This window comes from Clostridium carboxidivorans P7, from assembly GCF_001038625.1.
Taxonomy (GTDB): domain Bacteria; phylum Bacillota; class Clostridia; order Clostridiales; family Clostridiaceae; genus Clostridium_AM; species Clostridium_AM carboxidivorans.
In genome coordinates, this window is the sequence record NZ_CP011803.1 from 2,642,396 (window position 1) to 2,663,023 (window position 20,628).

The 20,628-nt window shown below is 31.6% G+C and carries 13 protein-coding genes and 3 riboswitches; of the genes, 1 reads left to right on the plus strand and 12 read right to left on the minus strand.

All coding sequences use genetic code 11. The features are described from left to right. Positions 1 to 146: 146 nt before the first annotated feature. A riboswitch (cobalamin riboswitch) is annotated at positions 147 to 345 on the minus strand. Positions 346 to 366: 21 nt separating this feature from the next. Beyond that, the gene (locus Ccar_RS11585; RefSeq protein WP_007060301.1) at positions 367 to 1,362 is read right to left on the minus strand and encodes a TIM barrel protein; all 996 of its coding nucleotides are present in this window, start codon (positions 1,360 to 1,362) and stop codon (positions 367 to 369) included. Positions 1,363 to 1,979: 617 nt separating this feature from the next. Next, positions 1,980 to 2,166: riboswitch (cobalamin riboswitch) on the minus strand. 141 nt (positions 2,167 to 2,307) lie between these two features. Here Ccar_RS11585 and Ccar_RS11590 point away from each other — a divergent pair. After that, positions 2,308 to 2,880 carry a Uma2 family endonuclease gene (locus Ccar_RS11590; protein WP_007060300.1) on the plus strand — a complete coding sequence of 191 codons (573 nt, stop codon included), beginning with the start codon at positions 2,308 to 2,310 and terminating at the stop codon, positions 2,878 to 2,880. 58 nt (positions 2,881 to 2,938) lie between these two features. Here the strand turns inward: Ccar_RS11590 and Ccar_RS11595 are convergent, their stop codons facing one another. The 11 genes from Ccar_RS11595 to Ccar_RS11645 all read right to left on the minus strand — a co-directional run bounded on the left by Ccar_RS11595 (position 2,939) and on the right by Ccar_RS11645 (position 20,511). Further along, a complete protein-coding gene (locus Ccar_RS11595; RefSeq protein WP_007060299.1) occupies positions 2,939 to 6,379 on the minus strand; it encodes an Ig-like domain-containing protein in 3,441 nt (1,146 codons plus the stop codon). 28 nt (positions 6,380 to 6,407) lie between these two features. After that, on the minus strand, positions 6,408 to 8,327 hold the full coding sequence (locus Ccar_RS11600; RefSeq protein WP_007065006.1) for a hypothetical protein: 1,920 nt from the start codon (positions 8,325 to 8,327) through the stop codon (positions 6,408 to 6,410). A 208-nt stretch (positions 8,328 to 8,535) separates the two neighbouring features. Then, complete coding sequence (locus tag Ccar_RS11605) at positions 8,536 to 9,378, minus strand: hypothetical protein (RefSeq protein ID WP_007060296.1); 843 nt, start codon at positions 9,376 to 9,378, stop codon at positions 8,536 to 8,538. Positions 9,379 to 9,714: 336 nt separating this feature from the next. Then, positions 9,715 to 9,901, minus strand: a riboswitch (cobalamin riboswitch). Positions 9,902 to 10,011: 110 nt separating this feature from the next. Next, a complete protein-coding gene (locus Ccar_RS11610) occupies positions 10,012 to 10,764 on the minus strand; it encodes a DUF4430 domain-containing protein (protein ID WP_007060295.1) in 753 nt (250 codons plus the stop codon). A 38-nt stretch (positions 10,765 to 10,802) separates the two neighbouring features. Then, on the minus strand, positions 10,803 to 11,489 hold the full coding sequence (locus Ccar_RS11615) for an ECF transporter S component (protein WP_007060294.1): 687 nt from the start codon (positions 11,487 to 11,489) through the stop codon (positions 10,803 to 10,805). A 43-nt stretch (positions 11,490 to 11,532) separates the two neighbouring features. Continuing rightward, complete coding sequence (locus tag Ccar_RS11620) at positions 11,533 to 12,762, minus strand: prenyltransferase/squalene oxidase repeat-containing protein (protein WP_007060293.1); 1,230 nt, start codon at positions 12,760 to 12,762, stop codon at positions 11,533 to 11,535. Between the two features lie 30 nt (positions 12,763 to 12,792). Continuing rightward, the gene (locus tag Ccar_RS11625; protein ID WP_007060292.1) at positions 12,793 to 13,542 is read right to left on the minus strand and encodes a DUF4430 domain-containing protein; all 750 of its coding nucleotides are present in this window, start codon (positions 13,540 to 13,542) and stop codon (positions 12,793 to 12,795) included. Beyond that, positions 13,535 to 14,254, minus strand: coding sequence for an ECF transporter S component (locus Ccar_RS11630; RefSeq protein ID WP_007060291.1), 720 nt, complete (start codon positions 14,252 to 14,254; stop codon positions 13,535 to 13,537). The genes Ccar_RS11625 and Ccar_RS11630 overlap by 8 nt, the downstream gene beginning before the upstream one ends. After that, positions 14,251 to 15,876: an ABC transporter ATP-binding protein gene (locus Ccar_RS11635; RefSeq protein ID WP_007060290.1), complete on the minus strand. Its 1,626-nt coding sequence runs from the start codon at positions 15,874 to 15,876 to the stop codon at positions 14,251 to 14,253. The genes Ccar_RS11630 and Ccar_RS11635 overlap by 4 nt, the downstream gene beginning before the upstream one ends. Then, positions 15,857 to 16,771 (minus strand): energy-coupling factor transporter transmembrane component T, encoded by a 915-nt coding sequence (locus tag Ccar_RS11640; protein ID WP_007060289.1) that lies wholly within the window; start codon positions 16,769 to 16,771, stop codon positions 15,857 to 15,859. The genes Ccar_RS11635 and Ccar_RS11640 overlap by 20 nt, the downstream gene beginning before the upstream one ends. 104 nt (positions 16,772 to 16,875) lie before the next feature. Further along, entirely contained in the window at positions 16,876 to 20,511 is a 3,636-nt protein-coding gene (locus Ccar_RS11645) for a cell wall-binding repeat-containing protein (RefSeq protein WP_007060288.1), read from the minus strand. Between the last annotated feature and the right edge of the window lie 117 nt (positions 20,512 to 20,628).

Genomic DNA, 20,628 nt, shown 5'->3' on the forward strand with positions numbered 1-20,628 from the left:
AATAATTTAAAATAGAATTTTTAAATTGAATATCAAAAAACATGAAAAGAGAACCCTAGAGGTTCTCTTGAAAATAACAAAATAAAATGCTTATACATAACTAAACACCTATAACTTTGCAATTGTATACATCTCCCCCTCCGAAAGAATCAACAAGATACTAGGCAGGTTTCCTGGCTCAGATTCATTTTACTCCCTTGTCTTCCCAGATAAAATTATCCAGTGACTCACTTATGAATAAGGTTTCATCATCCTCACAGTAGCGGCGGGCTGCAGTGGCTTTTCCACTTTCCCTTTTAACTTCCATTTACAATTAATGGCAGCACCTAATACTATCAATATTAAATTTTCATTTTTAGTATATTATTAAATATGTAAAAAGTCAACATCTTTACCACAAGCACTATCTTGAATTTCAATATATTCTTCAAGCTGTTCTATAGAATCAGCAACCAATTCATATATAAGATATTTTGGATTAATAAAATCTATAACTTGCTGTATATTTTTATCCTTAAAAGGTTTGTGGCAATCTATTTTAAAAACATGCATAAATACTTCTTCACTCAATGGATTTAAATCAAATTCTTTATTCTCCTTCTCTTTCTTCCTTATTTGAGACCTTACATATTCTCCTGATAGTGATGAATTAAGATGTATACCTTTTATTAGATTTTTTAAATCTCCAAGTTTCTTTACAGTATTTATTATATATTGAACTGCTTCTTTTTCATCCTTAAGATATAAATTTGTATTCATTAAATGAGATATATCAAGGATAAATCCTTTATTTTTATATTCAACTTCATTGAGCAATCTTAATGCAACTTTTTTATCAAGCATGGTAAATCCAGGCCACCACATATTTTCAAATAAAAGTTCTATATCTGTGTCCACCCCTTCAAATGCCTGATTTATCAAATCAATTGCTGCATCTGCAATATCATTATCAGAATAAGTGAAATTATAATCGTAAGCATGCTCAACCTCCACATGAGCTACATGAAAAACCATGTACTTTACACCTATTTTAGCTGCAGCTTCAATTTCTTTTCTATAATGTTGTATCATAACTTTCCTACTATTACCTGAATAATATTGTTCTATAATATCTTCAGTTTTAAATTGCCTCAAAAGTTCATTTTTATCACTTTTCCAAAAATCCAACCATGTAGGATAATATTTTAAATGTACCCCTTTAACTATTCCTTTAGGAAGAATACTTTCTTCCCACATAATTGGATTTAAAAGTTCAACACCATCCATATTGTGTTTTTCCAAAAATTTTGTTATTTGGTCACTTTGAAAGTTAAATCTTTCAAGATCATAATTGTATGTAGACAAATTCATTAGCTTTAGCATTTACATATCCCCCATTAATTAAATTTTCTTATTAAAATATCAGCTTTAAAAACATATCAAACAATTTTTATATTTAAATAGACTACCTTATAGTATATTGTATTTAAAACATACTATAAGATAGCCCTATGGTAATTTTTTAAAGAGAGAACTTTGTTGCTTATCCATTCTAATCTAGAATAACGGGCTAATCAATTCACTAGCCCATTATTTTATTTTTAAAACTGCAGTTCATAATGTTAAGCTAGGTAAAAATTTTTAATGAAGCAAATGTGCGATTTCATGGTATTTTAAACATTAATATTCATACAAAAACTATAAATAGCTAATGTATAAACTCTACATTACAAATTACAGTTTTTTTAATAAGTATATGATTTTTATTTATATATTTTATGCTTGCCTTTACATATCGTATCTAGGGGGTATTAATGCACCTAATATTTTAAATATAAAGGCAAGTTTGACGGCTTATTGAACATTTTGATAATTTTTTATATAACAACATAAAAAAGACCTTCTTTCGAAGGTCTTTAAATATACGACACGAATACAGCTTTAGCTTAAAAAACTAAAATCATAATATCGCTCGATACTTATCTCTCCCTCCGAGAGCACTATATCCATAGAAACAGGTAGGTCTGCTGACTTAGAATCATCTTACTCCTCACACCTTCCCAAAGACTCATGCCTTCAGTGGTATATCGTGAGTTTCATCATCCTTACAGAAGCGGGGGCTGCAGCGGTTTTTCACCACTTTCCCTATTAATTTCCATTTAGGAAGCCTGCACTAAAATATTAATATTTTTGTAATTGTTTACACAACCATATTATATCTTTTTTCCTTATTTGTCAACAAGTGAAGATTTTATAAATGACTATTACTTATAAAACATGTTATAATAAACTCAAATAAAATTGTAATAAGAAGAAAGGTGGAGTTTAATGAGCGAGCCTATTTCTAATAAATTTTTAACTTATGAACAATTTATAGCAGTAGCAGAAAGTATTAAAGATAATACCGGTCATGTAACAGAATACTCAAAAGGTAAGATATATTATTTTAGTCCTAATGCAAGACATGGTAAAACAATAAGAAATTTATGTAATATTCTAGAATCTAAACTGCCAATGAGCTGCGTAGTTACAAATGAAATGCATATCAAATTTACAGAAAATGAATATAGAATACCTGATATATCAGTTTTCTGTGGTAAAAGCATAAGAGAAAAAGCCGAAAATGATTTATTATACTTAGAAACACCAAAGGTAGTATTTGAGGTATTCAGCGAATCTACAGAGGAAAATGATAGAGGCTATAAGATGAATTTGTATGCAGAAAAAGGAATAGAAGAATACTTAATTATTGATTATAAAAATAAATTAATAGAACAGTATTATTTGTATAACAGCTCTTACAAATTAAATAAGAAATATATGAATGATGATGTATGTATTTTGCTATTATATCCCGATGTTAAGTTTATTACCAGTGAAGTATTTAAGCTTTTTATATAGATGATTACTCAAATGAGCTAAGTATCTTTTCATACTTAGCTCATTTAATTTCTATTACTTATTTAATTGGTATGTCTATAGTATTAGAAATAGCCTTCATATTTTCCAAACTGTCACATGCAAAGGCTTTTAATGTGTACTTTCCTTCTGATGGAAGACTCATTCTTGCATCTAAAACTGAAAAATCTTCTTTTTTAATAGTCGTTTCACCACTTGCACATTTAATTAGATTACCACTTTCATCATACAATGCTACTACTAATACAGCATATTGGTCTTTATCAGAATTATTTACTGCTTTTATTGATACTTTTGCATCATTTCCCAATTTTACTGATGAATCAGGGTTTTCATTAGTTATTCCTATTAATTTAGTATCATCCTTTGGATCTACTGTAACTGTACACTGTGCCTTTATATCTTTGTTATCATCCGATACTGCCGTTATTGTAGCTGTTCCTGCTTTTACTGCTGTTACCTTACCATTTGAATCTACTGTTGCTATTGATGTATCGCTACTTGTCCAAATTAAATTTTTATTTGCTGCATCCGTTGGGGTTATAGTTGCTTTAAGTTCTACTGTCTCTCCTTCTTTCAAGCTTGCACTTGTTTTATCTAACTCCACTTTTGACACATCCACAAAAGATGCTGAATCTTTTACTGTTACAGTACAAAGTCCACTGCAGCTATCATCATCAGTTTTTGCATAAATATACGCAGTTCCCGGCTTAACTCCTGTTACTACACCGTCACTTGAAACTGCAGCCACATCATTATTTGTACTTCCCCATATAACCTTCTTGTCTGATGGAATTTTACTAGTAATGGTTTTAGTTCCACCTGCCTTTATTAATACTTCTTCAGGTGACAGCTGACCATCCTTGCCACAAAGCACAACTGTAGAATCAGGATAACCTACATTTTTGGTGTTATCTTTAGTAAAGATTGTATCTCTTAAATCTAGTATTGAAAGATTGGTGCAGCCTTTAAAGCACCCACTCCCTAAATTTTTTAAGTCTTTTATACTATTAGGAATTTTAACATATGACAGCGATGAACATCCTGAAAAGGCCAGATTTCCTATGCTTAAAATGGTACTTGGAATTTTTACATTAGTTAAGCTTTGGCAATTTGTAAAAGAAGATGACTGAATTTCTGTCATTCCTTCAGGTAAATTTATAGAAATCAAATTTATTTTTTTATTAGGCTTACTAGCAAATGCAAATTGAAGTATTTTAAATATGCTTGAACACCCGCTAAAATCCAAACTTTTTGGTATTGTCCAATCAAAATTTAATCCTTTAACTCCACTATATGTTATACCTTTGTTATTAGACAAATTTATAGCTGATACTCCTTTTAGATTTTTCATTAGTGTCATATCAGGATCTGTAATGTTCGAATTAGACAAATCAATTGTTCCTGTAATAGCTGCCAAATCATCTTCCGTTAAATCTCCTGTATAATCACTGCCTTTTCCTGCTGCTGCTGCAAGCTTGCTTTTTAATGTTGGATTTGTAATATCTAAAGAATTTGCAGCTCTAACAGTAACAGTACAATTAGCTTTTAAAACTTCATTATCCTCTGAAACTACTGTTATATCTGCTGTTCCTGCTTTTACTCCTTTTACCACTCCATCTTTATCTACGGTTGCTACTGTTTCATCACTACTTTTCCATGTTACATTTTTATTGGTTGCATTTTCTGGAACTACAGTTGCTTTAAGTTCTAATACACTTCCTGCCTTTATGCTTTCAATACTTTTATCTAAGCTTATTCCTGTTACAGATACTGTTTGTGGAACATCTTTTGCAGTTACAGTAACCGTACATTTAGCTGTTGCATTCTTATTATCCTCTGACATTACTGTTATATCTGCTGTCCCTGACTTTACTGCTGTTACTTTTCCATTTTCATCTACTGTTGCCATATCTTCATTACTGCTCTTCCATATTACATTTTTATTGGTTGCATTTTCTGGAGCTGCAGTTGCTTTAAGTTCTACCATATCTCCTTCCTTTAGGTCTGCACTAGTTTTATCTAAGCTTATTCCTGTTACAGCTATTGTTTGTGGATTATCCTTGGCAGTTACAGTAACATTACATATTCCACTGTAACTGTTATCCTCAGTTTTTGCATAAACATATGCAGTCCCTGGGTTAATCCCTGTTATCACACCTTCCTTTGAAACTGTAACTACATCAGTATTTGTGCTTCCCCATGTAACATTTTTTTCTGATGGGATTTCAGAAGTAATTGTTTGATTTCCCCCTGTTTTTATTGATGTTTCTTTAAGTGACAGCTTACCATCCTGACCACAAAGTAAAGCTACTGAATCAGAACATCCTACATTTTTAATTTTATCTGCCGTAAAACTTGTATCTCTTAAGTCTAGTACAGCAAGATTAGTGCATCCTGAAAAGCAATTATCTTCTAAGGTTTTTACATTATTAGGAATTCTAACATATGATAGTGATGTACAACCTTGAAAGGCAGTTTTTCTTATAGTTTCAACCGTATTTGGAATTTTTATATTAGTTAAAGCTGTACACTTCAAAAAACAGCCGATAGGAATAGTTTCTATTCCTTCTGGTAAACTTATAGAAGTCAAATTATTGCACTCTGCAAAAGCAAACATGCCATCTCTTGAAGCTGGTGTGAACTTTATTCCTGTACACCCACTAAAATCCAGACTCTTTGCTGTTGTCCAATCAAAATAGTCTTTTTTAAATCCATTATAGGTTATAGCTGTATTGTTGGATAAATTAATAGCTGATACTCCTTTTAGATAGTTCATTAATGTCATATCACTATCTGTAATATCTGAATTAGAAAGATCAATTGTTCCCTTAATAGCTTCTAAGTCACCTTCCGTTAAATCTCCTGTATAATCACTGCCTTTTCCTACCGCTGCTACAAGCTTGCTTTTTAATGTTGAATTTGTAATATGTAACGAATTTGCAGCTCCAATAGTAACGCTACATTTAGCTGATAAAGTTTTATTATCCTCTGAAGCTGCTGTTATATCTGCTGTCCCCGCCTTTACTGCTGTTACTTTTCCATTTTCATCTACTGTTGCTATAGATGTATCACTACTTGCCCATATTACCTTTGTATTAGTTGCATCCGTTGGAGTTACTGTTGCTTTAAGTTCTACTGTTTCTCCTTCTTTTAAACTTGCACTATTTTTATCCAAGCTTATTTCTGTTACATTTATAACAGCTTCTGTATCATTTTTTTCTACTGCATTTCCTCTATCCTGTGATGTTTGTGATTTATCATCAGTATCTTGTGACACTTGAACTTTCCCATTAGAATCTTCTGATGCTTGTACGCTTTTCTTATCCTCTTGCGATACTTGCATTTCATTTTTTGCAGGACTTGCTGATAATGCAGCTTCTGCAAATATATTGTTATCTCCTAATATTCCTATTCCTGTAAACTGCATAGTGCATACCATAGAAATACAAACTAAAATTTTTATTTTCTTATTTATCATCTTTTCCTCCCCTAACTATACTTGTATTTTACTTAACAGGCATATCTATTTCATTGAAAAGAGGACTCATATTTTCTAAACTATCCCATACAAATGCCTTTAAATTGTATGTTCCTTGTTCTGGAAGCTTTATAATACCATCTAAAATAGCTGATTGTGCTTTTTTTATAGTTTTATTACTGCATACGTATTTAATAAATTTATTACTTCCATCATATAATTCTACTATTAATGAAACCTCTTTATCTTTATCCGAATTATTTTCAACTTTTACAGATACTTTAGCATTGTCTCCTAATTTAAATTCCTTTTTATCTGTTAAATTAGAAATTTTTAATGCTTTATCAACATTGTTTAAAGCATCTTGTGCTGCAGCAAGTTTTGCCTTTGTGCTTTCCTTAAGAGAAGCTTTTTTTGCATCACTAAGAGAATCATATAATGCCTGAACTGCATCAACCTGATCTTTATTATCAGATGTAATTATAACTGGTAATGCTGATATAGCATCATTTACAGGTATTGTTGATTCCTTAACATCTGTACAATCAAAAATTGAATTTCTTCCTTCATAAGCTCTAATAAGTGAATCTATCCCCCTACATATCTGTGTAGGTTCATACCAACTGGATGTAACCTCAGGAACAACATCCAATACACCATCTATCACAGTTTTGCCACATTTAATGTATTTCTTATCAAAAATATTCACTTTAGCCATTCCAAGAGTCATATATACCTGAGCATTTGTCCACGCATTATTTATATACTCCTTTCCTCCCCAAAAAAAGCCTCCATACGTTTGTGCATTAGAAAATTCATCAAACACTATTTGCATAGCCTGTTTTACATCATAGTATTTATCTCCTTTTTCTGCATTTGGATCATAATAAGCAACCATTGGCTGAATTTGCATATAAGCTAAATCAGATATACTATTTATAATTTCTTTTCCAGAATTAGCTATTTTGTTTGCAGCACATCCTTGTACATAATTTTCTATATAAGCTCTATTAATATGATTTTCATCTTGAGACACAGAATCCATATAATCATTGCAAGTTAATGCCAAAATTCCATACTGAAGTGATAAATACTCTGGTGATGCTGCTTTATTAGCCTTGTTGGAAACTATCTCTATTAAGTCATATGACTTTATATCTCTAGCATCATAGCCTATTGCCGTAATAGCTAAAATTAATTTTTCCCATTCCGTTAATTTTACATCTCGTGCAGTTATGCCTTTATCTTTCATTTTTTGCAAACCATTTTGTATCATTTTAAACCAATCATCATAAAAACCCGCTCTTACGCCTGTATAACCGGAACGAGCAGAGGAAAATACTTCCCAAACATAATCATTCAGTTCAATCGTACCTTCTGCTTTTCCATCTATAGACCTGCTTCCACCCCAAGAAAATTCAGGTACGGTTCCTTTTCCAATCCCTAATTTACTATAGAGATCATCTTCTGCCTTTTTAGCTCTTTCAATTTGCTTTTTTTGTTCTTCTATTGTAGGTGTTGCTGCTCCATCATCAAAAACCTTAACACTTACAGGTAAAACTTTATTAAGTGTAAATTCATAATCATCATTTGGTGTATATGTAATTTTCAATTTACTATTATCAATTAATACAGGTACATCTCCAATAGTAGGACCATCAAGCTTTACTTCTCCCTCATAACTTCCATTAACTTTATATTTATCTATTAAAGCTGCATCTTTACCATTTTCAGAAACTACCTTTACACTTGTCACTGTTGTTTTAAAATTTTCATCTAAAGAAATTTTAGGATCATAAGTCTTATTAGCAGCTGTTATTTGCACATTCACAGATATTTTAACTGGTGTCTTCGAACCTCCTTCTGCCAGGACAGAATAAGGTTTAAATATCATTAAAAGGAACACCAATATCATTCCTAAGCTTAGTTTTTTCAAAGACTTTCTCATTTTAATTCTCCTTTTCAATGTAAAATAATGGGCTAATCAGTATATTAGCCCATTCTCATATTTTATAAAATTATTTTTCAAACTGGCAATTCGTAATATTAAACTAAGTAAAAATTTTTTAATGAAGCAACTGTACCATTTTAGGTTATTTTAACGATCAATATTTATATAATGTTATGTTATAAATCTAATTATAAAAATTTAAATGCTAAGATCTAGGAGTTACTAAATTACCACTTACATCCATGTCATCATTAACATCAGCTTGCTGAATTGTTAAATCTTTCAAATCTTTTAATGCATTAACATAAGCTGCATCTGCCTTATCGCTGTGATTAGCCATAGATCTTATTAAAGCTGTCTTATCTGCTCTTCCAGTAAAGAATGGAGCATCCTCTTTATTTTTCCAATTGTAATATCCATAACTAACTGTTCCATCTGGCAGATAATTTGACATTCCTAAATCGCATCCATCAGCTGCTGAAAATTCCCAACGTATTACAGCCCCATCTGGTACATCAGTTAAAGGTGTATCTGCAGTATACCAAGAATTGCTGCCATAAGTCATTTTGTCATTAACAGTAAACATCCATCCAGATATTCCATCAAATTCTTTTTCACTTAAATAATCTGGATCTGTTACAATTGGCTGACTATAAGCTGTTTTTGTATCAAAACAAATTGCTGGTATTTTATCTTTATATTTATAATTATTTGAAAATTCAGCTTGAGTATCTGAAGTATCAGAAAAAGCTTGTACATAAGTGCCTTTGTCGTCTAACCTTACATCTACATCTTGCTCATAAGCAGCCTTTACTGTAGCATATTTAATTTTTTCATTAACTTCATCACTAGTAATTTGAACCTTTACTGGTTTTACAATAGGTGCTTGCCCTAAAATATCCTTCTCAACATCCACATAAACAGTTTTTACTGTTGTAGTTTCAGCTGCTTGTACATTATTGAAAGTGGATGTAGCTGTTACAGCTCCTAAAGTTAATGCTGTCACACACAAAGTAGCAAATAATTTGTTTTTTAGTGTTCTAATCATTTTTTACACGCTCCCTTTATTTTTATTTTTTTCTTTGAATATTTGTTTTTTATTTTTGTGTACACATATTGTTTATTCAGCTATATAACTGTTATATTTTTATGCTTGCCTTTATATAGGGAAATAGGTAAGAAGACATTTTAAATTATTTGAGGGTATTTTTTAATATAAAGGCAAGCTTGCTGACTTATTTGACCATTTATATAAGCTTTATCTTTAGTTAAACATAAAAAAGACCTTCTTTCGAAGGTCTTCAATATACGACACGAATACAGCTTTAGCTTAAAAAACTAAAATCACAACATCGTTCGATACTTATCTCTCCCTCCGAGAGCACTATATCCATAGAAACAGGTAGGTCTACTGACTTAGAATCATTTTACTCCTCACACCTTCCCAAAAGCTCATGCCTTCAGTGGTATATTGTGAGTTTCATCATCCTTACAGAAGCGGGGGCTGCAGTGGCTTTTCACCACTTTCCCTATTAATTCCCATCAGGGAAGCCTGTACCAAATATTATTAAATTTGTAATTATCTACACCTTTACATTACATCATTTTTCCTTATTTGTCAACAAATTATCAAATTTTAATTAAATTATTATGAACTATGCTATTATGACAATTTAAATTGCTACATCCAGTCATCAGAATAACCATCGTGTATTCCATCGGCAAGATATTTCCAAACTATGATATCTCCTTTATGATATATCCACTGTCCACTTCCTATATTAGGCTTTTGAAACTTACTTTCTCCTTTTTTTCTTACATAGTAACACCAGCCAGACAACTTTCCTGCCTTTTTCTCCTCAAGTCCATTTATAGCAGCAAAATATAAGGTAGACGTTGAGCCTGTAGCTTTAAAACTTATTTTTGCTTCATCTAAAAGCTTTTCTGTTATGTAGCCTACAGTTTCTCCATCCATATTGTCAACATTCTTCTTTAAAAACACATTGTTTCCATTGACTGTATCAATAAACTGAAATGAATATTGTTCAACTGGATCATCTGGCTTTACTTTTATATTTTCACTAGCAGCTGAGTTAACCTTTGAATTTGCCTGTGTGTTACTTGTACTGGAACTGCTTGCGCCAGATGCATTAGCTGCCGCTGTGCTGCTTGTTTTTGTATTACTGCTTTCTTTATTCTTAGCAGCTTCTGCTTTAGTAGATCTGTCTTCCACTTTCTTATCTTCTTTTTTTACTTCTATACTTTTTTTAGCTTCATCTTTTCCAGTATCACTCTGTTTTTTTTGAGAAGTTGATTGTTCATTAGTAACATTGTTAGCGTACATTTTTTGTACTCTGACAGCTAAAATAAACAAAAGAAAACAGATAACAAAAGCTGATGCTGCTATTACATATTTCTTTTTATTTTTATCCATATTCCAACTCCCACCTAATTTTTACAAATTTATTGATTTCACTTGATATAGCTTATATCAAGCTTCATCTTATAACGCTTCAGCACTGGTAAAAAACTATCATAAAAAATTATGGAGAATATAAAGGAGCCTCCTCCATGCAAAATATCAAAGGTCAAGCCTGCTATATATGCTCCTATAATACTTTTAATACTTATTGGTTTTATAAAGGCAGATACATACCATATATTCATAATCCAATCAAACATAAAACCGAATACAAAACATACTATGGAAAATGTTATAGCAGAAACTCCTTTTCCCCTTTTTCCCCATACTCCTGATAAAATTCCCACAAGCCCCCAGGAAAACATTTGCCAGGGTGTCCAAGGCCCTTGTCCAAAAAATATATTGGATAAAAAGGCTGCAGTGCTGCCAATTAAAAAGCCTTCATAGGGACCAAATGCAAAACCTGAAATTGCTACAAGGAAGGTTACAGGTTTTACATTTGGAATAGGTGCAAAAACCATTCTTGAAACTGCTGCAAAAGCACTTAAAGTAGCTATTACAGCTATTTCCTTTGTACCTGAATTGGACTTTTCAAAGTAAAAATAACTCATAAAGAGTATAAAAAACACTCCCAAGGTAATAATTAATGAAATACCTGTCTGTGTATCCTTATTCAAAGTTATTAGCATAAGAAGTATGACAATAACTGCTGTAGAAACGATTATAAGCTTTTTCATATTGAGATTACCTCTCCTTTACATATTGCAGCTTTATAATAATTTACTTAAAAATGTATAAGCCTCCTTTTCCTTCTTTAAACATTTTATAAGCTTCAAGTGCTTCAAGTGCCTGATCTGTTCCCATGGTATTATATCCAGTTTCCTTTGTATGATAGAAGCCACCACCTTCTACCTGACATTGAAGTAGTGCATCTAAAGCATTTTTTCCATTTTTAGTGAATTTATCTCCTGTAGGGTCTACTCCATTAGCACAAAGAGCTATAATAACCTGAGAGCAGCTTTCACTATTAACTGTTCCCCAGGAAGAAAAACTACCATCTGCACTTTGTATAGCAGACAGTCTATTTACAGCTTCATCTATAGCAGATTTTACATCACTTTTATCCTTGTAAGGTGCTAAGGCTGTAAGTGCCATTCCAGTCATATCTGGATCTGCACTGTCTCCTCCATAAGACCATCCTTTATCTTCAGTTCTGCCATTCAATATTTTATTTATGAGCTTTTCCCTTGTCCAAATGGCGTTATCTGGTACATTAAACTTACCTGAGTCCAAAGCTATAAGTGCAAAAATATAGGCATTTATACCTTGATTTTGCATATCATCACTGTTGTATATTTTTTCTATTAAATTATATCCATTAAAATTAGTAGGATCTTTTCCTATAGCCATTAAAGCTAAGGTAGTTCTTTCATAATCTGTAGGCTGACCCATTATACCATTACAAGCTTTTAAATTACTTTCCAGATTGCTTAAATACTTCGCAGGAACTTCCTGTCCATATCTTGATAATATCAATGCTTCCCAATCATTTCCTGAACCATCTTTAAATTCTCCTAATATCTTATTCATTCCAAGCGATAATGCAGTATCCACTTTAGTTCCATAAATATCCTGAGCCCCATTTACTACAAAATTACACTGTATACTTTCCTTTAACGGCTTATTTTTTTTAGAACGAAGCTTATCACTTATATTTATTACATAGTGTTCTCCTACTTTATATCCTTCCTTAGGTGCATCCACTATTATAGTTTTACTATTTCCTAACCTTATATTAGTAACTAAAACATTTCCTTTACTATCTACTACGGTTATGTCACTTTTAGCTTCATCATTAAAATCTACATCCTGATTAAATTGTAAATTCCAGGATTTATGAACATCTGTAGTTTCCTTATTTATTTCTCTTGCCATAACAGAACTGCTGGTGAAAATTGTTGAAGCAATTATTGCTGCTATAAATACATATTTACTTTTTATCTTTAACATTTACATCCTCTCCCTTTAATTATTTCATTTTTAAAAACTACTCTTTCCCCAATCATCTTCATATCCATCATGTATTCCATCTGCGAGATATTTCCAAACCACCACATCTCCCTTGTGATATATCCACTGTCCGCTTCCTACATTAGGTTTGTGAAATTTTGTATCTCCTTTTTTCTTTACATAATAGCACCAACCAGATAAGTTTCCTGCCTTCTTTTCTTCAAGGCCGTCTATAGCAGCAAAATATAGAGTAGATGCAGAACCTGTAGCTTTATATTTTATCTTGGCAGCATCCAAAGTTCTTTCCATTATGTATCCCACTGTTTCACCATCCATGCTGCTAATGTCTTTCTGCAAAATAATTTTATTTCCATTTACTGTATCAATAATTTGTAGGTTCATCTGACTATCAGGATCATCTTGCTTTACCTTAACACTTGTACTAGCTGCTGGTTGTTGTGGTGAACTTGTTTGTGAAGCACTTGTACTACTTGAGTTGGAGTTTGAAGCAGCTTTTTTGCTTACATCTGTTTTTGCAGCTTCTTGAGCTGCTGCAGTAGTATTGCTTTTTGCATCTTGTGCTTTAGCATTTTCTTTTGCAGCTTTATCAGTATTTGATTTAGTATTAGCAGCTTTGTTCTCAGATTTTTGAGAAGCTTCTTGTCTATCTGTAAGATTTTGTGCATACATTCTCTGTGCTTTAATTGCAAATACAAACATAATAAAGCACACAACAAAAGCTGCCGATGCTATTAAGTACTTCTTTTTGTTCTTATTCATAACTAACTCCCCCCGATTTTTTATTATCCTTTAAATAACTTATATCAAGTTTTCTTTTATACCTTTGTAATACTGGAAGAAAGCTGTCATAAAAAATTATTGAAAATATAAAAGAGCCTCCTCCATGTAAAATATCAAAAGTTAAACCGGACATGTATGCTCCTATAATAGTCCACCTATTCATAGGTTTTACAAAACCAATTACATATTGTATATCCATAATCCAATCATACATAAAAGCAAGTAAGAAGCATACTATGGAAAATTTCAAAGCTGATACTTTTTTCTTTTTCTTTCCCCAAAAGCCTCCTATGATACCTACTAATCCCCAGGAAAACATCTGCCAGGGTGTCCATGGTCCTTGACCAAAGAACATATTAGATAAGAAAGCTGTGGTACTTCCAACTAAAAAACCTTCATAAGGTCCAAATACAAAACCAGTTAATGCTACAAGAAAGGTTACAGGCTTTACATTCGGAATGGGAGCAAAGGCCATTCTAGAAACTGAAGCAAAGGCACTTAAAGTAGCAATAACAGCTATTTCCTTGGTACCAGCACTAGACTTTTCAAAATAAAAGTAACTCATAAACAATATTAAAAACACACTTAGAGTGCAAATTAAAAATATTCCTGTTTGGAAATCACTTTTAGCAGTAAGTATCATTAACATAAGGGTTATAGCAGCAGTAAGAAGAATTATAAGCTTTTTCATATATCACACCTGCTCAAAGCTTCATCTAGAGTAAATATGCTTCTATCCTTATCCCTTACTAGCTTATTAATAGAAGTAGTATAAAATATACCCTGTCCTAAAATATCTTCTCTTCTTCCTTTTGCTATGATTCTGCCATTAAACATAATCACATACCCTGTACAAAATTTACTAGCAAAGTCTGTATCATGAGTTACAAGTATAATAGCTGTTCCCTGATCATTGAGCTTTTTTAATATATTACCTAATCTGTCTTTAAGATCACTTTCAAGTCCTCTTGTAGGTTCATCCAGTAATATTATTTCTGGTCTTAATACTAAAATAGATGCTATGGCAACTCTCTGTCTTTGTCCACCACTCAAATCTCTTGGATTTTTATCCTTAACATCATATATTTCCAAATCCTTTAAAACCTTTTCTATTACCGCGTCATCATATACACCATAGTTATCCATAGTAAATCTAACTTCATCATATACACTGTCTTTTGACAAATAATCATTAGGATTTTGAGAAACATATCCTATATGTTTAGCTATTTCTCTTATCTCCATATCTTTTACATTTTTATCATGAAGCTTTATAGTACCTTTATAATCCTTAATACCCATAATGGTTTTCAAAAGAGTACTTTTTCCAGCACCATTAGCCCCCATTATACTTATAAAATCACCTTTATTCACACTAAAATTCACATCTTTTAAAGCTTCTTTAGAATAATATTTACAACTCATTTTTTTTATTTTAAGTAAATTTTCAACATTTTCTTCTTTAGGTATGCTTTCTTCTTTTTCAAATTTTATATCACTATTTAAAAATTGTATTCTAGCATCCTTAAAACTTTTGGGCATAATTTTAAAATTTGCCTTTTTTAAAAATTTTAAATAATCTGGCATAAAAATATATTGTTCTTCACTGCAGTTATTGTAAAAATTTTCTTTATTTTCAAATAACTTTAGCCTTCCTTTATCCATAATAGCTATGGAGTCTGCTGCATCAAACCATCTGTTTACTCTGTGTTCAATGACTATTATAGTTATTCCTAATTCTTCATTTATCTTTTTTATTAAATTCATAACCTCTTCTGCTGCCGAAGGGTCCAGTTGTGAGGTAGGTTCATCTAAAATTATACACTTAGGCATATATACAAGAGCAGCTGCAACTGCTACCTTTTGTTTTTCTCCTCCTGATAAAGAGGTTATATCTCTTTCTGCAAGATGAAGTATTCCTAAAAATTGCAGTGCTTCATAAACCATTCTTTTTATGACCTTTTCGTCAGTCCCTACATTCTCTAATCCAAAGGCTACTTCTCTATGCACCTTATTCATCATAAGCTGCTTTTCTGGATCTTGAAAAACCATAGTTACTTCTTTTGCTCTTTCTTTATGCTTCATTTCCCTTAAAGACTTTCCAGCTATTTTTATTTCACCACCTATAGTCCCTCCATAAAAGTTAGGGACAGTTCCCACTATGGCCCTTGCAAGAGTAGATTTGCCTGACCCAGATTTTCCAGCTATGAGAAGAATGGAATTTTTCTCTAAGGATAAGTTTATATTTACAAGCGATTTCTTCTTTTCCATAGGATAAGTAAATTCTAAATTGTTAATCTCTATAAAAGCCATTTTTCTTCTCCTCACTATTAAAAATTACAAGTAGAGTAATACATACAACAAGTGCAAAAATTGCAGCTATGCCAATATTTATAAAATTTATAATGGTTACTCCATCGTATATATTGAATTGTACCCAATTTTTAAATTCTGCTATTACATAAAATATAATAAGAGCAATACTTAATGCTATTATTTGATAATCCCTGCTATAAAATTTCTGTCTTTCATATATACTTCTATTTCCACTTAAAAATCCTCTTACATAAGCTGCTTCTCCTATTGCAAAGGAACCTTCCATAGAATCCTCCAATAATATTGAAAGCACAGGAATATAACTGGCAGTCTTTTCTTTGGATTTTTTCTTGTTAAATCTTACTCCTCTAATTTCATATATTTCCTTTAAATTTTTAAATCTATCCCTCATACTTGGTATAAGTTTAAAGCTTATCATAAGCATTAATGTTGACTTAGGCATTACAGAAGAAAAGTAGGATACAGCTCTATCAGTATCAATCATAGTTTCAAATATTAAGAATATATAAATAGCCGCAAGAAATTTAAAAGAAAAAACTACAGCATACACCACTGCTTCTAATGTAAATCGCTTATGAAATAAGTAAAAAAGTGTGATGCTTCCCGAACTTACAAAAAACATATTAATCACTACTATCAAAACAGCAATTGGTATAAAATAGTAAAAACCTGTTTTAAACTTCTGCTTTTCTTTAGAGCAAATTATCATTGATACAATAAAAACATATACAGATGCTAATATTACAGGATTATCATTGGAAAATATCATAATTATCATAGATATAAAAATAAGAGCAGCTGTCAATACATGATATACCTTAAAATCTTTATAATATCTGCTTTTTTCTTTCTTATTGTGATTCATTTTCATTTTCACTTCCTGAATATATTATTGTAAAAAACCTTTAAAGAATGACTATTATGTGTTAAATAGCCATTCTTTATGAATATAGTGATAAATAATTAATTTTTAGCTTATTTCACATCAAAATCATCTATATTTACTATTTTTGTACTAGAAGCTTTTACATATCCATGATATTTTCCTACATCAAGCTTTGTAGAAAAATTCATAGCTCCTATTGCCTGATTAATATATTTTAAATTGTTATTTTGGTCATATAAAGTTATGGTAAGGATATCGCTAATGTTTTTACTACCGCCCTTTATATTTATAGTATTGTCTTTTGCTTGAGTTATATTTAAATTAATATCTCCAGTTACATTTATAAGAGTTGTATCTGTAATTACTGGTGTTGGTGTTAGACCATTTACTGTTATTGTTCTTTCTACGTAAGCACCCTCTTTTTCAGCTCTAATAGTATGAGTTCCTGCTTCATTTATAGTTATATTGGCATACCCATCTATATCTGTAGCTGCCACTTCATTTCCATCCACTTTTATCTTTACATTATAAACTCCTCTAAATACACATGTAGCTCTAAGATTTATAGTTTTTCCAGAATCAATTGAAGCCGGTATATCTTCTAAAGTTAAAGGCATTACTGTAGTTCCTGGTGATACTAAAGCATGCCAATCCCACTTATGATAATCAAAGCTTAAGGTATCTCCTGCCTTAGGATGTACACCTGTTGCTCCTACATCTGTAAGACTTCCATTTAAATATATAAACCAGTCAACACCATAGTATCCATTTTGTCTTTCACTAATTGGCATAGCCTTTAAAGGCACATATAATAATCCATCTATACCATTTATAAAACCTGGTCCCTGTAATTCCGCAACTGTGGATATACTCTTTAAATATTCCATTGCATTTTCATTTTTCTCGTCCTTATCTATTGTCATGGTTTGTTTTTTTAATGTTGCTGCTCCATTATCCTTTGTAACTAATAGAGTAAAAGTATCCTTTGAAGGCTGCTGCTTGGTTACAGTTATAACACAAGCTGCTGTTTTATTACCATCTTCTGTAGCAGCTGTTATAGTTGCTGTTCCTTCTTTTACTGCTGTTACTTTTCCATTTGAATCTACTACTGCTGCTGATGTATCACTACTTGACCAGGTTACATTTTTATTTGTTGCATTGTCTGGCTGAACTGCTGCTCTTAACTGTATTGTATCTCCTTCAGCAAGACTTGCTTCTGTTTTATCCAAAGTTATTCCTGATACAGAAACCGATTGTTTTTCTTTTGTTGGTATTGTTTTTATGTCCTTGTTGTCTTTATCTTTACACTTAACATTAACATCCTTTGCTTTCTCAATACTGCCTACACTTGACTTATCATCATTGAGCTTTATGGTAACATCTGCATCAGCAGCAACTTTTAATATTTGTGCATTATTTTCCTCTAAAGTTGCTTCTTTCAAAATACTAACATTCTCAAATTTACCTTGAAGTATTACATCTGGCTTTGAATCTGAATTCACCTTAACTTCTGGAATAGGAGCATTAGTTGAAGCAACTATTTTAACATTGGATTTTACCTCTATGTTATCTGCAAAATTTCCTCTTAACTCCAAAGTACCACAATCATTTTTATCATCATTTTCAGCAGTAACTTGTCCAAAATATGACTTAGAATCTGCTGTCTCCAATATGCAACTATTTTCTACCTGAGTATTTTTTATTTGAGTTTCATCTTTTCCTTCAATTCTTACATTGCTGCTGCTGTTAACTTCAATTAAATCTGATTTTACATTACTAAAATGAATACTATTTGCTCCTCCAGATTTTACAACAATCTTACTTGCAGTAACATTTGTAATGTTGCTGTTTCCATTTGCACCTGGATCTATTATAAGTTCTCCATCAACCTTTACATTTTGAAGTGAAATATTATTTGCAGAAATAATTGCATTTCCACTTATTTCACTTTTATTTCCACTGGCATTTCCATCATAAGTCTGACCTAAGGTTTTTAGTTCTAAATCATCTATATCTGGCTTGTCATGACCATTTACTATTACTGTTTTACTTTTTGATGCTCCATCCTTCTCTACTGTTACTGTATGTGTTCCTCCAGTATTTATGGCTATTGTAGCGTATCCATCTATATCTGTAACTGCTACTTGCTTTCCATCTACTTTTACTGCTACATTATAAACACCTCTAAATACACAACTAGCTCTAAGTTTTATGGATTCTCCTGACTTAGCTGAATCGGGCACATCTTCTAAGTTTAAAGGCATTGTTCCTTTATAATCTGGATCTACTAAAGAATGCCAATCCCATTCATGATAATCAAAATTTAAAGTATCTCCTTCTTTAGGATATACACTGGGTGCACCTACAGGTGTAAGTTTTCCATTTAAACGTATAAACCAATCAATTCCATAGTATCCTGCTTTTCTATCTGAAATTGGCAAGTCTTTTAAAGGTACATATAATAATCCATCTATACCATTTATAAAACCTGATCCCTGCAGCTCAGTTACCTTAGCTACACTCTTTAAATATTCCATTGCATTTTCATTTGCTTTATCTTTGTTTATGGTCATAGTAAAGGTTTTTATTGTACTAGCCCCATTATTTTTAGTAATTGTCATGGTGAAGGTTTTATCTCCTGAGGACCCACCTGAAGAACCTCCTGATGAACTGCCTCCAGCTGACGTTGTTGTCTGAGTTGGTGTTGTTGTAGGAACAGTTTTTCCACTAAATAAATCAATCAATCCACTTAATACACTATCTGCTACTACAGCCTCACCACCTAAAGCTATAAGCTGTGTCTTGTTAGACATCTTAGCTTTTATAAATTCTGCAGTCTTAGCTGGCATAGTTTTATAAATGAGAACTAAAGGTGAAGAACTTTGTGCTGCAAGAACTGCTCCTGAAAGTGCATCGGCAAATTCATTTCCAGATGCACCATCTCCCTCTGCTATAAATATTTTTTCAAATTTCAATTCATTTTGAAATTCATTCATTACAGCAAGGTTGGTTTCAAATCTATCTTGTCCACTTAATCTTTTAGCATTGGACAAATCATTTTGAATTTTTGTACCTATGACTCCAGTTCCACCAACTATGTAAACATTTTTTATATTTTTATCTTTTATATAGTTTTTTATCCCATCTGTAAGATCATTTTTATCTGAAAGCAATATGGGCATTCCCTTTTGAGCAGCAATAGGTGCTATGGATAAACTATCTGCATAACCATTTCCTGAAGTAACAACAGCACCATTTACTTCTCCTAAACTTTCAGCTATCTTTAAAGAAGTTTCATATCTATCCTTTCCCCATAATCTTTCAATATGATTTATTCCTAAACTTTTTAATTGATTTTCTACATTTGAGGATAAAGAGCCATTTCCTCCAATTATAAAAACGTTTTTAACCTTAAGTCTTTTTAACTCATTAATAGTTTCATTATTCAATCCACTTTTATCTGTAAGCAATAATGGAGCATTATACTTTTTAGAAAGTGGTGCTGCACAAAGTGCATCTGCATATCCATAGCCTTGAGCTATAACAGCTGTATCCGTACCATTCTGCCATCCATTTTCACTTATTTTTATAGAAGTTTCAACTCTGTCCTTTCCAAAAATTCTACTTTTACTTATAGCTTCATCAGCATGTACATTACCAATATTAGATAAAGTAATACTGAACATAAATAAAAGCAGTATTATCTTACTAATTATTTTTTTCATATTGTCCCCCCCTTATTAAGTTTTCTCAGTAAAGCATTAATTTTTAACAAAAATATTTAAGTAATTATATTTTTCATAACTGCTAACCCCTCCTTCTTTATTTGCATACTAAATAAA

Coding starts and splice junctions, on each gene's coding strand:
- Ccar_RS11585 (WP_007060301.1), bottom strand. CDS start 1,362: ATGCTAAAGCTAATGAATTTGTCTACATACAATTATGATCTTGAAAGA.
- Ccar_RS11590 (WP_007060300.1), top strand. CDS start 2,308: ATGAGCGAGCCTATTTCTAATAAATTTTTAACTTATGAACAATTTATA.
- Ccar_RS11595 (WP_007060299.1), bottom strand. CDS start 6,379: ATGATAAATAAGAAAATAAAAATTTTAGTTTGTATTTCTATGGTATGC.
- Ccar_RS11600 (WP_007065006.1), bottom strand. CDS start 8,327: ATGAGAAAGTCTTTGAAAAAACTAAGCTTAGGAATGATATTGGTGTTC.
- Ccar_RS11605 (WP_007060296.1), bottom strand. CDS start 9,378: ATGATTAGAACACTAAAAAACAAATTATTTGCTACTTTGTGTGTGACA.
- Ccar_RS11610 (WP_007060295.1), bottom strand. CDS start 10,764: ATGGATAAAAATAAAAAGAAATATGTAATAGCAGCATCAGCTTTTGTT.
- Ccar_RS11615 (WP_007060294.1), bottom strand. CDS start 11,489: ATGAAAAAGCTTATAATCGTTTCTACAGCAGTTATTGTCATACTTCTT.
- Ccar_RS11620 (WP_007060293.1), bottom strand. CDS start 12,762: ATGTTAAAGATAAAAAGTAAATATGTATTTATAGCAGCAATAATTGCT.
- Ccar_RS11625 (WP_007060292.1), bottom strand. CDS start 13,542: ATGAATAAGAACAAAAAGAAGTACTTAATAGCATCGGCAGCTTTTGTT.
- Ccar_RS11630 (WP_007060291.1), bottom strand. CDS start 14,254: ATGAAAAAGCTTATAATTCTTCTTACTGCTGCTATAACCCTTATGTTA.
- Ccar_RS11635 (WP_007060290.1), bottom strand. CDS start 15,876: ATGGCTTTTATAGAGATTAACAATTTAGAATTTACTTATCCTATGGAA.
- Ccar_RS11640 (WP_007060289.1), bottom strand. CDS start 16,771: ATGAAAATGAATCACAATAAGAAAGAAAAAAGCAGATATTATAAAGAT.
- Ccar_RS11645 (WP_007060288.1), bottom strand. CDS start 20,511: ATGAAAAAAATAATTAGTAAGATAATACTGCTTTTATTTATGTTCAGT.